This is a genomic window from Fictibacillus fluitans, from assembly GCF_030418125.1.
Lineage (GTDB): Bacteria > Bacillota > Bacilli > Bacillales > Fictibacillaceae > Fictibacillus_C > Fictibacillus_C fluitans.
In genome coordinates this window covers 102,577-116,621 of the sequence record NZ_JAUHTR010000012.1, presented here as the reverse complement: position 1 = coordinate 116,621, position 14,045 = coordinate 102,577, and the positions used below count along the sequence as shown (strand labels likewise).

Sequence of the window (14,045 nt, the reverse complement as noted above, 5' to 3'; positions counted from 1 at the left end):
GTTAACTGTAAAAACAGTTAACTCAAAAAGGGTTTTCCGGATGATTCGGATTGCTCTGGCTCTGATGCTGAACATTGCGTTGTCTGTTTTTATTGTTCATCATTTGCTGAATTTTTTCCACAACGCTTGGCGCAAGGTCAAGCAGCCGCTCGTACAAATGAGTGCTGTTATCCAGATGAATGGTTTTGATTCCATTTGAGCCAACAATCAAGAAGGCAATCGGGGTAATGGAAACTCCGCCACCGCTTCCTCCGCCAAATGGCATTTCTTCCGTATCCAGTGGATTGTTCTGACTGTCACCACCTTGGTAACCTCCGCCTCCAAATTCACTTCCCCCGGCCGCAAAGCCGAATCCCACTTTGGAAACGGTCAGGATGACGCTCCCATCTGGTGTTTCGACCGGATCACCAATAATGGTATTGACATCGATCATTTGTTTCAGGTTTTCCATCGCGGTTTTCATTAAGCCTTCGATAGGATGCTCAGACATGTGATGTTCCTCCTGCTACATATTTTTTTGGTTTTTTGTTTGTGTTGGAGCTGATGGATCTCCAGTGCTTCAACATTTGTAACATGACGACAATAGCATGCCCGATTTTAAAAGAAATAATACAAGACAGCCGGGTTTGCGTAAGCATTCCCTGATAAACAGGAACCACTCCAATGGACGGAACATCTTTTAGCCTCACAAAATGCGAAATGAAACCAAGGGCATTTCCTTTCAATGCCCATACCAAACCAGTCGCCACTGCGGTGGAAGCCGCGTCACCGAGACCGAACTGGCTGCTCCATTTCACATCTGAAACGGTCACTTTTTTCAAAAAACGCTTGAGAATCCTATAGAAGCCGGCAACATGCCGGAGTAAATGCCGGTAGTTATGATAGCTGTTCAAAAAAGTATGCAGGGTAATGCTTTTTCGCTTCCTTTTTTCCTTGCCTGCACCTTTTGACTTTTCCTTGAAGTCCAGCTTTTTTTCTGAAAGATTAACTTTGATTTCCGGCAGCTCAAGCGTATAGGAAAGCACTTTCCAAAGGGTAATCTTTAACCGAAGATAATCATCATTTCCCTGATGGCTGAACAAAAAGGAAATGTGCAGGGTCGACAGCAATATGACGATAAATAAGAGCAGCAGCAAAATGAGAATACTATATACAATCAACACAGGCTATACTTCCTTTCACAACCATTATAGGCCTGGCGAAAAAAAATAAACCTGCTGGACGGCAAAAGGATTTCTAAAACAAGAGTAGAAATGGATAAAGGACACCAGAAACATTCAATGGGAGGACATCATATGACAGATGATCGCAGAAATTTATTTGTAGCGTACAAGCAGGAAGATGAGGTACTAAGAAAAGTTGAGCCCCTCTTGGAGTTTGCGCAAAATTACGGGTTTACCCTTGTAGATGATTATAAAAAGGCCAACATTATTGCATCCATTGGCGGGGATGGCGCCTTTTTGCAGGCGGTAAGAAAAACAGGATTCAGGGATGACTGCCTGTACGTCGGGGTCAGTACGGGCGAGTTAGGATTCTATTGTGATTTTAGTGTGGATGATCATGAAAAAATGATTTCCGCCATGGACAACAACCAGGTAGAAGTACGGAAATACCCTACTCTGGCAATAACCATGGATCATGATGATTCCACGTTTTATTGCCTGAATGAATGCTCCATCCGTTCTTCCATCATCAAAACCTTTGCGATGGATGTATTCATCGATGATTTATACTTTGAAACCTTCCGGGGGGATGGCATGATTGTCTCCACTCCTACCGGCAGCACCGCATACAACAAGTCGGTAACGGGCGCAGTTGTGGATCCGAAACTCCAGTGTTATCAGGTGAGCGAAATGGCATCACTGAACAATAACCTGTACCGTACGCTTGGATCTTCCTTTATTTTAAGCAACGAACGAAAACTAACATTCAAAATCGAACAGGACAATAACCAATACCCTATCATTGGCATCGATAATGAAGCGTTGAGCATCAGACATTCCGAATCCATTCGTTTCCACCTGTCAGACCGCGTGGTTAAAACAGTGAAATTAAAAGACAATTCATTCTGGCACAAAGTGAGACGAAGCTTTTTATAGGAACACAAAATAAACCGCTTGCAGCATAAACTGCAGGCGGTTTTAGTTTTAGGTAGCAGCACTGTATTCTACCGAGTTGTTGATAATCGTATAAACGACTTTGGCTTTCCGGATGTCTTCGGTTTCCGCTTTTAAAATATCCCTGTCCAGAACGGTAAAATCGGCTTCAAATCCCGGAGCAATTTTACCTCGTTCCTGTTCCCTATTAATGGCATAGGCGCTTCCTGCCGTGTAGAGCTGAACCGCTTCATACGGGGTGAGCTTTTCTTCCGGCTGGTAGCCCTCATGCGTTTCCTCCGGTTTTTTCCTGGCCACTGCCGCATAGATGCCTTCCAGGGGATTGACCGTTTCAATGGGAGCGTCCGATCCTCCTGCGCAATGCAATCCATTATCAAGAAGCGTTTTCCAGGCTAATGCAAAAGGAATCCGTTCCATACCAAGCCGCTCAATCAGCCATGGAAAGTCCGAAGGGACAAAGCTTGGCTGAATGTCGATGATTAAGGATGGCTGCTTCATTCTTTCAACCAGGTCAGGACGCACAAGACCCGCATGAATGATCCGGTCCCTCTCCTCTGTGACAGGAGGATATGCACGAATCGCATCAAGCGTATATTCCAGAGAAAGATCACCGATGGTATGCACAGCGACTGGCATTTGGTATTCCCTAGCTTGTTTCACCAGTTCCTTTAAGGCATCCGGCGAATGAATGGCCACACCCGATATATCCGGTGCATCATTATACGGCTTGCTGAGAAGTGCAGTCCGTCCCCCAAAAGCTCCATCACTAAAAATTTTCATGGCTCCGAACTCTAAATATGGTGAAATTCTTTTAGGCAGAGGTGACGCCTGATAGTCTCCGGCCACCGTGTGATGAACGAGGAGGTGCGCCTTGAATTTCAGTGACCGCTCGTTAAGAACGTCCTGAAAAACAGAGATGGCTTTCTCGAATCCACCATAATATCCGAGATCCTCCGTATGCCCCCCGGTCAGCCCCATGGAAAGAAGATCCTTAACCGCAGCGGATACCGCTGTATGCAAATATTCATCTGTGGCAGGAGGAACTACCGTTTTTACAAGGTCTGCCGCACTGTCAAGCAGATAACCGGTGGGTTCTCCATTTTCATCCCTTACGATAATCCCGCCTTCCGGATTTTCTGTTTCTTTGTTAATACCCGCAAGCTCCAGTGCTTTTGAATTGGCCAAAGATGCATGGCGGCATACTCTGGACAGCAGCATGGGATGCTCAGGAGCCAGTTCGTCAAGCTCCTGGCGGTGGAATATTTTTCGGTCCTGAAAATTGTTTTCATTCCAGCCGTCTCCGAGCAGCCAATTTCCGGGTTTCTCTTTTTCAGCTTCTTCCCTTAAATAGGCCCCCATTTCCTCTGCTGATGTAAATTGGGACAAATCCCTGCGGATCAGCTTTTCCCCATGTCCGATGATATGAAGATGGCTGTCAACAAATCCGGGAAACATGACGGCTCCCTTTAGGTCTACTTTCTCTTTAATAACGCTACCGTATCTTTCGGTCAGGTCTTGAAGGGAGCCTGTATCCTGAATATCCTTCCCATCGGCAAAAACGGCTTCCACCGTTTCTCCTTCCTGCACCATCGTATAGATTGTTCCATTGAAGTATAACGTTCCCATATGGCACCTCTTATGTATAGATTTCAGCTATGCTTTTCCTCATTTAACCATATTTCAACCAATGAACGGAATATTTATGCACTCAAAAGGCAGGCTTTTTTGCCTGCCTTTGTTATCAGCTGCCGCTGTTTTCTTTTTGTCTGAGCTCGATTCGCCTGATTTTTCCTGATGTTGTTTTCGGCAAATCGGATACAAACTCGATACTGCGCGGGTACTTATATGGGGCAGTGAGTGTTTTAACATGTTCCTGCAGGTCTTTGACAAGTGATTCCGGATCTTCCTGCTGATCGTCTTTTAAAATGACATATGCTTTTACAATATGGCCTCTGATCTCATCTGGACTGGCCACGACTGCACATTCTTTTACTGCAGGATGCTTAACCAGTGCATCCTCGACTTCAAAAGGCCCGATGGTATAGCCCGAACTGATGATAATATCATCGCTACGACCCTCAAACCAGAAATAGCCGTCTTCGTCTTTTTTGGCTTTATCACCAGTCAAATAATATTCTCCCCTGAAGGCCTTTTTCGTTCGTTCAGGATCCTTGTAATAGGTTTTAAACAAGGCTGGAGAACTGTTGTGAACGGCAATATCACCAACTTCACCGTTTCCGGCGGGCTCTCCATTTTCATCCACGATTTCGACGCGGTTCCCTGGTGTCGGTTTTCCCATGGATCCCGGCCGCAGTTCCATACCCTCCATCATGCCAACCAATAATGTGTTTTCGGTCTGCCCGTACCCATCACGGACTGTGACATTGAAATGGCGCTGGAAAATATCGATAACTTCCCGGTTAAGCGGTTCTCCAGCGGACACCGCACTGCGCAATGAAGGAAGCTTATATTGGTCCAGATTATCGGTTTTCGCCATCAGCCGGTATTCGGTCGGTGTACAGCATAAAACGGATATGTCCTGCTCCTCCAGCAGTGACAAATACTTGTCAGGAGCAAATTTCCCATTGTATACAAAACCTGTAGCTCCGCAGCCCAGTACGGAAACAAAAGGACTCCAGATCCATTTTTGCCAGCCGGGTCCGGCAGTCGCCCAGACTTTATCATCTTCTTTAATGCCAAGCCAGCCTTTTGCCGCTGTCTGCAGATGTGCAAAAGCCCATCCGTGGGTATGGACCGCTCCCTTAGGAAGGCCCGTCGTTCCAGAGGTATAAGATAGAAACGCCATTTCATCTTTACTTGTTTTAACCACTTCAAAGAAATCGCTTTCATTTTCTGCCAAATCATCAAGCGATTGCCACCCATCCTTGCTTCCCCCAATGGATAGTTTGTATTGCAGAGAAGGCAATTCGTCAGTGATTTCATCAATCCCTGAAAGGAAAGCGGCGTCGATGATGACAGCTTTTGCTTCACTATGTATAATCCGGTAGCTCAAGTCTTTAGGTCTGAGCATTTCAGAGGATGGAATGACCACTATGCCTGCTTTTAAACAAGCCAAATAAACCACATAGGTTGATACTTTCCTGGGCATCACGATTAATGCCTTATCTCCCTTGGATAGTCCAAGCTTCGTCAGTGCGTTTGCACAGCTATTGCAGCATTTGAAAAGCTCGCTGTAGGTCATTTCTTTCTTGTCCCCCTGGTCATTTTGCCAAACGATGGCTTTACGATCAGGATTTTCAGCATATTTCTCCATTTCCTCTGTTACATTGTAAATTGGCGGTGCCTGCAGTTCCAAAAGATTATCCATTCATGTTTCCTCCTCTATGTAAACCAAACCCATTTAACCTCTTCATTATACAATAAATTTAGAATATTTTAAAATAACGAAAAAAGAGCGGGGATTCTGCCCGCTCTTAAGCCATATATGAAGTTGGTTTCGGAATGAATTATTTTTGTTGTCCGTTGAATTGCTGCTGAGACATTGCGACAAGGCGTTTTGTGATTTCTCCTCCGACAGACCCGTTGGATCGGGAAGATCCATCAGCGCTTAAATTAACGCCCAATTCAGAAGCGATTTCAAATTTCAACTGATCGATCGCCTGCTGTACACCAGGTACAAGAAGTTGATTAGAGTTGTTTGACATGTTGTGTTCACCTCCTGTACTTATAGGTTGCGACAGAAACATTCTTTAAACCGTGGTAAATATTAAGTGGAAAACCAAAAAAAATCCTGAAGGCAAATATCTCCTTCAGGATGGTTTTAAAATAAGTCTTCAAATTCTGTTTGTTCTTTTTGCTCTTCAAACGTAACGGTTTCAAAGGTATCTACAGCTTCCTGAATCAGCTCATCCATATTCTCGATCGCCTGTTCAAACCGGTTCGCTTTTTCACGCTTTGGCTTCGTTTTTGGCGCTGCCGGAACAAAAATGGTACAGCAATCTTCATACGGACGGATGGAAATGTCATATGTGCCGATTTTTTGTGAAATATCAATAATTTCAAGCTTATCCATCGTCACCACCGGCCGGATAATCGGCAGGTTGGTCACTTCATTGATCGTATGCATGCTGTACATCGTCTGGCTCGCTACCTGGCCCAGGTTTTCACCATTGGCAATCGCCATTGCATTCCGCTCTTCTGCAATCCGCTCGGTGATGCGCAGCATCATCCGTCTCATAATTGTCATGCTGTAGCTTGCCGGAATCTTTTCCTTAATGATCTGCTGAATTTTAGTAAAATGAACAATATGAAGTTTCATTTTGCCGCCGTATCTTGTCAGCTCCTGTACAAGGTCTTCCGCTTTTTGCCTTGCACGTTCACTCGTAAACGGGGGACTGTGAAAATGAACCGCCTCAATACGGACACCGCGCTTCATGGTAAGATATCCTGCAACCGGGCTGTCAATTCCTCCGGACAGCATCAGTAATGCTTTACCGCCTACACCGATCGGCAGTCCGCCTGCCCCGGGATAAGTCTCACAGCTGATAAAGGTTCCATTGTCTTTAACTTCTACTTTCACCTCGACATCAGGGTTGTGGACATCCACTGTTACATTATCCGTATTCTTTAAAATATGGCCGCCCACTTCCCGATTCAATTCCATGGAGCCCACCGGAAAATGTTTATTGCTTCTGCGGGCAGAAACCTTAAAGGTCATCGGGCCCTGTCCATTTTTTAAAAATGCGGCCAGCGCGGCTTCTTTAATGCTTTCCAGCTCACTTTCCGCTCTGATCGCCAGACTGATGGCATGAATTCCGAAAACCTCCTGCAGCTTCGCAATCATTTTTTGATGATCTTCCCCGTTGATTTCCACCAAAATACGGTCGTACGATTTGAGTACGGCTGCTTTCGGAAACGGAGACAGCTTTTTGCGTACCGTCTCCCTCAGCTGACTTTCAAAATGTCTTCTATTCTTCCCTTTCAGCGACAATTCACCAAAACGGATAACAATGTGATTATATTGCATAGTTATTTACCCCATTACTGTCTGCAGCTGAACCACTGCATTTTTTATTTCTTTTAGAACAATCTCTGCTTCTGCCATCGTATTTTCATACGAAAGACTGATCCGTATAGCCGTATTGGCCCTCTTTTGCCCAAGGCCCATGGCCATTAGTATTCTGCTCGGCCCTGCCTGCTTTGAAGAACAGGCGGAGCGGGTGGATACATAAATATCCTTTTGGTCAAGCGTATGAATCAGTACCTCCGGTTTCACTCCGTCCACCGAAAAGTTGATAATGTGGGGAGCTCCATCGGCCGGGGTATTGATTGAAATTCCCCGAATTTCCGAAAGGCCATCCACAATCCGCTCTTTTACAGTGTTCATGATTTCCACGCCTTCGTCCATCCGGTCTAAAGACATACGAAGCGCTTTGGCAATCGAAACAATGCCGGCGACATTTTCGGTGCCTGCACGCATGTTGATTTCCTGCTCGCCGCCGGTAAGCAGCGGTGAAAGACTGACACCTTCGCGTTTGTATAAAATCCCGGTCCCTTTCAGGCCGTGAAATTTATGGCCTGACATGGTACATAAGTCAATCGCAGCTTCCTTAAGATTCAATGGCACTTTGCCTATTCCCTGTACGTGATCCACATGGAAAAATACTTTAGGAAACCTCTTGATAATTTTACCTGCATCCACGATCGGTTGAATCGTGCCCACTTCATTGTTCACATGAATGAGCGAAACCAAAATGGTGTCCTCCCGGATGCTGTTCTCAAGCTGCTCAAGTGAGATTTCACCTTTGGCGTTGACTGGCAGGCAGGTGACTTCAAATCCAAGGAATTCCAGATAATGAAACGTTTCATAGGATGAAGCATGCTCCACTTCACTCGTGATCAAATGCTTGCCCCGCTCCTGATGTTTTAATGCGATTCCTTTAATTGCTGTATTGTTTCCTTCCGTTCCTCCGGAAGTGAAAATAATCTCATTTGGTTTAACACCCAGAAGTCCAGCTGCTGTTTTCCGGGCTTGAAACATCAGACGCTCAGTTTCCCCGCCTTTGGAATGAATGGAGGATGGATTGGCGAAATACGTTTGAGAAACCGTAACGAACGAGTCGAGAACCTCTTTATAAGGTCTGGTTGTTGCACTGTTGTCAAAATAAATCATGTTCGAGTCCTCCGCATAACTCAGTTATTCTACACATCAATCTATAATACCATAATGGATGAAAAGAAAAAATTGTATTTTTCCGTGCTCTTAGCATTCCATCATCTTAAGATACTAACCCTTACGTTCTGCTTCCCATGTATACGAATTTCCGCTTCTTTGGTGAAAAAAAAAAAACGGAATCCGTTGACGGACTCCGATTTCATCAGATTTTTTGTTTAATGTTAACTTCCAGTTCTTTTAAAATTCCCGGCTGAACACTTTCTATGGCGTTCGCTGCAAGATTAAGTGCTTCTTCATACTGGAAGTTGCGGAAGGCAATTTCTGCTTCAATAAGCCGGACTGAAACGGAAGAATAGGAGCTTCTGTATCGGTTGCCATATTGAATCACTTTTTCGGCCAGCATGGCTGTTTCAATGATTTCCGCCGTTTCTTGATATCCTTCTTCCACCGCTTGAAGCGCTTGTTCAAGCACTTCCGTAATTTCAGCAATTTCGAGCGGTTTATCGTCAAGGCGTTTTGACACCTCGATAATGTAGTTTTCTGCCTTTTCAATGGTCATCAGATAGTGATCCGGCAGTCCTGGCAAGTTGCTTTTTTGCATCATTCTTCTTGCTTCAAGCAGGCGCCTTCTAAGTTCCTTCAGCTTTTCCTTGGTCTCTAGCTCATCCTTCCGGAGATTGAGAAGCCTTTCCTGATATTCCTGGTTGGATTTTTTCAGGTCTTCCAATTGAACTGCCATCTCCTCCATCATCTCGCGGATAACGGAATAGGAATCCTTCTTTTCCTCAATGGACTGTTCGATCAAAGCAAAGCGGGTCTGCAATTTGCTGAACATCTTCTCGAGCCGCTTATGCACCTCTACATCCGACTGGTCGAGCTGGTAACTCAGAGAAACCATATCTGCTTCGTCACGGATGTTGTCCATGTCCATCTGAAGATCGGCCAGCGACTGAAGGATGACTTCCTTCTCTTTGATTACAAACTGCTTGGATATCACTTCATTTTCGAGCAGATCATATAATTGGTCAATCTCGTTATTTAATTGATCAATTCCTTTTTGTGTTTCGTCAATGTCAAGCTCATATACTTTTTCAAGCAATGCGCCAATCCGTTCGTTCATAGAGCTGATTTCTCTATCAATGCCGATATGATTAAGAATGTAGCCTTGCTCTTCCATATCGGAGAAACCATCCTTAAGATCCTTCAGGCTCGATGGAAGATCGGATAAAAGCAGGACAAGCAGTTCTGGAACGGATTCCATTTTCTCGCGGACTACTTTTAACCGTTCGATGCTGTTAACGAGGATTTTGCGGGCTTCGAGGTGGTTGCCCTGTGAGGTCATTTCGTCAAACTGCACAAACATTGAGTTGACTTCCAAGAACTCAGCTTCAAACAGCGCAGCCGTTTTACCCAATGAGCGGGAGTGTGTAAGAAAATACTTTCTGCCTTCACTGAATTGTTCCTTGGCTTCAATGATGTCTTCTCTGTTCAACTCTTCGCTTGTTACCAGCTCATCTATTTCTGACGAGATGGCTTTAATCCGCGCTTCCATCCCCTGAAGCTGTGATTCAATTCGCCGAAGGACTCCCTTTGCTTTGCTGAACCTGTATTTATCTGCGCTTTCTTCCGCATCGAACAAAGCCTCGTCCATATTTGGCAGTTCAACAGTCACCATCTCATCCCATTCGTTTCGCCAGGACTCAAATTTCTCTTCAGTTTCGCCTACCATGGTAAGCCCTTTGACCTTTGAAATTTCCTCTGTCAGAGGTCGGTTCATAATCTCCATTTTCCAGGATTCCAGCCGGTCAATTTGCTTGTAAATCCGCTTTCGTGAAAAGGAGCCGAAAACAACTAAAGCAATTAAAAGAATTACTGCGGCAATTATGTATGTCATAGGAAGCACCCTTTCTTCCTTTCTGCAAAACTGCAAAATCTATGTAATAATCATGTTACAATGATTTACGTTTTATTGTAATAATGATTTATTCCTGTTTTTACTCCGAGCCGGCATTTTTCTTCCTCTTAAACCACATTTCGTGCTGACTCAATGTACTAATGATAACATGTAAACCCGAATTTTGACCAAAAAAAAATGAAAAAACCGAATAATTTTTTTCCAGAATTATCAAAGTTGCTTTTTACTTAAAACAATCAGGAGGATAAGCATGACAGGAATTTATGACGGCCACATTCATACCCCTTATTGTCCGCATGGTTCAGCCGATTCACTTTCAGAGTATATAGAAAGGGCTATTCAATTGGGTTACCGGGGCATGACCTTTACTGAACATGCCCCGCTTCCGGAAGGATTCACTGATCCGGTGCCTGAAAACGACTCGGCGATGGAAATGTCCAGGCTTCCGGCATACCTTGATGAGCTTACTTCATTAAAAAAGTATTACAGCAGTGCCCTTACCCTTAATATCGGCCTGGAAGTGGATTATATTGAGGGCTGGGAGAACGAAACCCGGGCTTTCCTGAATGAATTCGGCCCCCGGCTGGACGATGCCATTCTGTCGGTTCACTTTTTAAAGCAGAATGAACATTACTATTGCCTCGACTACAGTGAGACGATGTTCGGAGAAATTGCCGCAGTATTTGGCAGCACCGCCCAGGTCCATTCATCGTACTACAGGACACTGGCACAGTCGATCACTTCCGATCTTGGCACGTACAAACCGAGAAGGATCGGTCATATGACACTTGTGAACAAATTTCAGGCTCTCTATCCAACTGAAGCCTCTTTCGAACGTGACATACAAGGTATTTTAACGCTCTTTAAAACTCATGGTCTTGAATTGGACTACAATGGAGCAGGACTTTCAAAGCCTTTTTGCAAGGAGCCTTATCCCCCCGACAAGGTAGTTGAAGAGGCAGTAAAACAAGGAATCCCTCTCGTATTTGGATCGGATGCACATAGTGTGAAGGGATTGGGCCAAGGTCTTGACTCTCTGATCCATACCGAAAGCTTATCCGTTCCACTTTTCCTGAATCGTGGCGAATAACGGATTTTGCACAGCTGTAAGAAGAGATCCCTTCTTTTGCGGCACACATATAGATTGTTCGAGCCATTTATGGATAAAACTCATATAGGAAGTAACAAATAACGGATCATGAGGCGCGGTATAGAACACTTCAGATATATATAAGGGATGAAGAAAAGGCATAATGATCAGGTTGCGAAGCTGCAGGCTCAGGAGCATAACCGGCTGTTTGTAAAATTCTTTTTGTTTCATTCCTTTTTCAAAGATGGAATCATAATAATATTTTTCTTTCGCCAGGTAAGTGGTCATCACTTCGCGGACGAGCGTTGAATCCAGAGTCATTTCACGATGAACAAACCGGGACAGTTCGGGCTGCCTGAGCTGATAATTCAGTACACTCTCAATCATCTCCAGCAGCCGCTCTTTCTCCGGCTGATCAGCAGAGGTATGATACACAACTTCAATTTTGCGGATGTACCCCTCATAAAAAGAAGAGATTAATTCTTCGAGAAGCCCTTTCTTTCCGCCAAAATGATAAGAGACGAGGGCAAGGTTCACTCCCGCTTTTTTTGCAATCTGACGGACAGAAGTGCCCTGATACCCCTGACTTGTGAACAGCTCAACTGCAGATTCGGCAATTTTTATCTTTGTAGCCATCTGATCTTTAGACATTTTACAACCACCGCCCTTCTTATACTTCTTTTTTCTTTTATACATAGGGTTTTCCCTTTAAGATTCGCTCGACAAATATGTCTGTTCGGATGTTTTCTTCTACAATTTTTGATAAGATGGAAAAAGACGGCTAGCACATAAAGGGGGATGTTCATGTTTACAGTCGAAAAATACAGTCAGAACCGCAAAGAAGGATACGAACAGCTGCTCAAACAGGCACGTGCTCTTTTGGAAGATGAAACAAGCATCACGGCCAACCTGGCCAATGCTTCTGCACTTTTAAACCAGTTCCTTCCCAACATTAACTGGGTAGGATTTTACGAATACGAAGAATTATCGGATCAGCTTGTGCTGGGGCCCTTTCAAGGTCTTCCTGCCTGTATAAGGATTCCCATGGGCAAGGGAGTTTGCGGGACAGCAGCAAAAGAACAAAAAACGGTTCTTGTTGAAGATGTTCACCAATTTCCCGGACACATCGCCTGCGATGCTGCGTCTCAGTCTGAAATTGTTGTACCGATTGTAAAGGACGGCCAGCTTTTTGGTGTTCTTGATATTGACAGCCCTGAAAAAGGAAGATTTGATCAACTCGATCAAGAATGGCTTGAAAAGTTTGTGGATGAACTGAATAAACACATTTAACTTACGCACAGCAAACGGCCCCGGGAAGATTCCGGGGCCGTTTTTTTTTATGATATCGCCTGGTCCTCTTTTTTCATGAGGGAATGCAGAGCCTGTTCAAGATCTGCCCAGATGTCCTGCCATGCTTCCAGCCCTACAGACAGCCGGAGCAGATTTTGAGTTATCGACATATTCTCCCTTTCGTGCTCCGGAACACCCGAATGAGTCATGGTGGCCGGATGCTGAATCAACGTTTCTGCATCCCCAAGGCTGACAGCAATTTTAATAAGCTGAAGGTTGTTCATGAGCTCTTGCGCTTCTTCTTTCCCTCCTTTTATACTAAAACTGATCATTCCCCCTGACTTTTTCATTTGCTTACAGGCGATGTTATACTGCGGAAAATCCGGATCACCCGGATAAAAAATGCTCTCAACGTAAGGATGCCGTTTTAACAGAACGGCAATGTGTTCAGCATTATCACAATGGCGGTCCATTCTTACAGGAAGCGTCTTTATTCCTCTAAGAAGCAGCCAGGCATCAAAGGGGGACATAATGCCGCCAATATCCTTTTGTGCGGTGTGGGCAATCTGTTCCATCGTCTCCCGCCTGCCAACAGCCACACCCCCTACGACATCGCCATGGCCGCATAAATACTTGGTAGCACTGTGAACGACAATGTCACAGCCCAACTCCAGCGGCCGTTGCAGGTACGGGGAACAAAACGTATTATCCACAATAACCGGAATCCCTTTTTCTTTGGCCGTATTCACCACCATCTCCAGGTCAACAAGCTTCATAGTCGGGTTGATTGGGGATTCAATGTAAATCAATGACGTATTCGGCAGCATTTTTGCATGGAGTTCTTCTGCACTTTCCATAGAGAGAAAGGAATGACTGATTCCAAACCGCTCCTCCATAAACTGAAGAAGCCCGTACGTACAGCCATATACTCCTTCTGAACAAAGAATATGCTCTCCGGTTTTTGCAAGTCCGAGCAACACGGCAGAAACAGCAGCCATTCCGGAAGCAAACGCCAATGCCTTTTCACCGCCTTCAAGCACGCCCATCCTTTCTTCGAATTGGCAAACGGTTGGATTTTTCAGCCTGGAGTAGACGTAGCCTTCCTCCATTCCGGCAAATCTCCGCTCCCCGGTTTCTGCGTCAGGAAATACAAAGGTTGACGTTTGAAAAATGGGCGGGGACAGGCTTCCGCTATGCTCCCTGTTATCATATCCAGCGTGAATAGCGTATGTCTCAAAATAATTGGATTTCATGTATACGCACCCCTTCTCTGTTTGTAAGCGCTTACCTTTTATAGCTTCTTCTTCAGAAAGGAGAATCCTTCCCTTACTATTGTATTCATCCGTCAGAGCCAATGTATCACTATCTTTAGGATGGCACTTGACTTGTTGTCCAAAAAAACTTATACTACTCTTTGTGTAAAATAAAGCGGCACTGTGTTCGCCACTTGCTTTTATTTTGTTACATGCCTTTCTCTGGCATGGTATACCGCGTAGC

General features: G+C 44.8%; 13 protein-coding genes. 3 read left to right on the top strand and 10 right to left on the bottom strand.

What is annotated here, in order from left to right:
• Positions 1 to 22: 22 nt before the first annotated feature.
• Positions 23 to 490 carry a GerW family sporulation protein gene (gene ytfJ, locus QYB97_RS19145; protein ID WP_301167620.1) on the bottom strand — a complete coding sequence of 156 codons (468 nt, stop codon included), beginning with the start codon at positions 488 to 490 and terminating at the stop codon, positions 23 to 25.
• A complete protein-coding gene (locus QYB97_RS19140; RefSeq protein ID WP_301167619.1) occupies positions 483 to 1,163 on the bottom strand; it encodes a DUF2953 domain-containing protein in 681 nt (226 codons plus the stop codon). Before QYB97_RS19140 ends, ytfJ begins: the two co-directional genes overlap by 8 nt.
• A gap of 132 nt (positions 1,164 to 1,295) precedes the next feature.
• Here QYB97_RS19140 and QYB97_RS19135 point away from each other — a divergent pair, with 132 nt between their 5' ends.
• Complete coding sequence (locus QYB97_RS19135; protein WP_301167618.1) at positions 1,296 to 2,099, top strand: NAD kinase; 804 nt, start codon at positions 1,296 to 1,298, stop codon at positions 2,097 to 2,099.
• A 48-nt stretch (positions 2,100 to 2,147) separates the two neighbouring features.
• Here QYB97_RS19135 and QYB97_RS19130 read toward each other — a convergent pair whose 3' ends face one another.
• The 6 genes from QYB97_RS19130 to ezrA form a co-directional block, all read right to left on the bottom strand.
• A complete protein-coding gene (locus QYB97_RS19130) occupies positions 2,148 to 3,743 on the bottom strand; it encodes an amidohydrolase (RefSeq protein ID WP_301167617.1) in 1,596 nt (531 codons plus the stop codon).
• A gap of 115 nt (positions 3,744 to 3,858) precedes the next feature.
• Positions 3,859 to 5,445: an acyl-CoA synthetase MbcS gene (gene mbcS, locus QYB97_RS19125; RefSeq protein WP_301167616.1), complete on the bottom strand. Its 1,587-nt coding sequence runs from the start codon at positions 5,443 to 5,445 to the stop codon at positions 3,859 to 3,861.
• Between the two features lie 139 nt (positions 5,446 to 5,584).
• Positions 5,585 to 5,782, bottom strand: coding sequence for an alpha/beta-type small acid-soluble spore protein (locus tag QYB97_RS19120; RefSeq protein WP_301167615.1), 198 nt, complete (start codon positions 5,780 to 5,782; stop codon positions 5,585 to 5,587).
• Positions 5,783 to 5,898: 116 nt separating this feature from the next.
• On the bottom strand, positions 5,899 to 7,104 hold the full coding sequence (thiI, locus tag QYB97_RS19115; protein WP_301167614.1) for a tRNA uracil 4-sulfurtransferase ThiI: 1,206 nt from the start codon (positions 7,102 to 7,104) through the stop codon (positions 5,899 to 5,901).
• Between the two features lie 6 nt (positions 7,105 to 7,110).
• Positions 7,111 to 8,250 (bottom strand): cysteine desulfurase family protein, encoded by a 1,140-nt coding sequence (locus QYB97_RS19110; RefSeq protein ID WP_301167613.1) that lies wholly within the window; start codon positions 8,248 to 8,250, stop codon positions 7,111 to 7,113.
• 205 nt (positions 8,251 to 8,455) lie between these two features.
• Positions 8,456 to 10,147, bottom strand: coding sequence for a septation ring formation regulator EzrA (gene ezrA, locus QYB97_RS19105; protein ID WP_301167612.1), 1,692 nt, complete (start codon positions 10,145 to 10,147; stop codon positions 8,456 to 8,458).
• Between the two features lie 271 nt (positions 10,148 to 10,418).
• Here ezrA and hisJ point away from each other — a divergent pair, with 271 nt between their 5' ends.
• Positions 10,419 to 11,258, top strand: a complete 840-nt coding sequence (gene hisJ, locus QYB97_RS19100) for a histidinol-phosphatase HisJ (RefSeq protein ID WP_301167611.1) — start codon at positions 10,419 to 10,421, stop codon at positions 11,256 to 11,258.
• On the opposite strand, the gene refZ is transcribed toward hisJ, so the two are convergent.
• Positions 11,223 to 11,909 (bottom strand): forespore capture DNA-binding protein RefZ, encoded by a 687-nt coding sequence (refZ, locus tag QYB97_RS19095; protein WP_301167610.1) that lies wholly within the window; start codon positions 11,907 to 11,909, stop codon positions 11,223 to 11,225. The genes hisJ and refZ overlap by 36 nt on opposite strands.
• A gap of 153 nt (positions 11,910 to 12,062) precedes the next feature.
• On the opposite strand from refZ, the gene QYB97_RS19090 reads away from it, so the two are divergent.
• Positions 12,063 to 12,548: a GAF domain-containing protein gene (locus QYB97_RS19090; RefSeq protein ID WP_301167609.1), complete on the top strand. Its 486-nt coding sequence runs from the start codon at positions 12,063 to 12,065 to the stop codon at positions 12,546 to 12,548.
• A 47-nt stretch (positions 12,549 to 12,595) separates the two neighbouring features.
• Here the strand turns inward: QYB97_RS19090 and megL are convergent, their stop codons facing one another.
• On the bottom strand, positions 12,596 to 13,801 hold the full coding sequence (gene megL, locus QYB97_RS19085) for a methionine gamma-lyase (RefSeq protein WP_301167608.1): 1,206 nt from the start codon (positions 13,799 to 13,801) through the stop codon (positions 12,596 to 12,598).
• Positions 13,802 to 14,045 lie beyond the last annotated feature (244 nt).

What these genes read in the sequence shown, in the direction of transcription:
- mbcS (WP_301167616.1), bottom strand. Translation starts at nt 5,445, where the DNA reads ATGGATAATCTTTTGGAACTGCAGGCACCGCCAATTTACAATGTAACA.
- thiI (WP_301167614.1), bottom strand. Translation starts at nt 7,104, where the DNA reads ATGCAATATAATCACATTGTTATCCGTTTTGGTGAATTGTCGCTGAAA.
- ezrA (WP_301167612.1), bottom strand. Translation starts at nt 10,147, where the DNA reads ATGACATACATAATTGCCGCAGTAATTCTTTTAATTGCTTTAGTTGTT.
- ytfJ (WP_301167620.1), bottom strand. Translation starts at nt 490, where the DNA reads ATGTCTGAGCATCCTATCGAAGGCTTAATGAAAACCGCGATGGAAAAC.
- QYB97_RS19110 (WP_301167613.1), bottom strand. Translation starts at nt 8,250, where the DNA reads ATGATTTATTTTGACAACAGTGCAACAACCAGACCTTATAAAGAGGTT.
- QYB97_RS19135 (WP_301167618.1), top strand. Translation starts at nt 1,296, where the DNA reads ATGACAGATGATCGCAGAAATTTATTTGTAGCGTACAAGCAGGAAGAT.
- megL (WP_301167608.1), bottom strand. Translation starts at nt 13,801, where the DNA reads ATGAAATCCAATTATTTTGAGACATACGCTATTCACGCTGGATATGAT.
- hisJ (WP_301167611.1), top strand. Translation starts at nt 10,419, where the DNA reads ATGACAGGAATTTATGACGGCCACATTCATACCCCTTATTGTCCGCAT.
- QYB97_RS19130 (WP_301167617.1), bottom strand. Translation starts at nt 3,743, where the DNA reads ATGGGAACGTTATACTTCAATGGAACAATCTATACGATGGTGCAGGAA.
- QYB97_RS19090 (WP_301167609.1), top strand. Translation starts at nt 12,063, where the DNA reads ATGTTTACAGTCGAAAAATACAGTCAGAACCGCAAAGAAGGATACGAA.
- refZ (WP_301167610.1), bottom strand. Translation starts at nt 11,909, where the DNA reads ATGTCTAAAGATCAGATGGCTACAAAGATAAAAATTGCCGAATCTGCA.
- QYB97_RS19120 (WP_301167615.1), bottom strand. Translation starts at nt 5,782, where the DNA reads ATGTCAAACAACTCTAATCAACTTCTTGTACCTGGTGTACAGCAGGCG.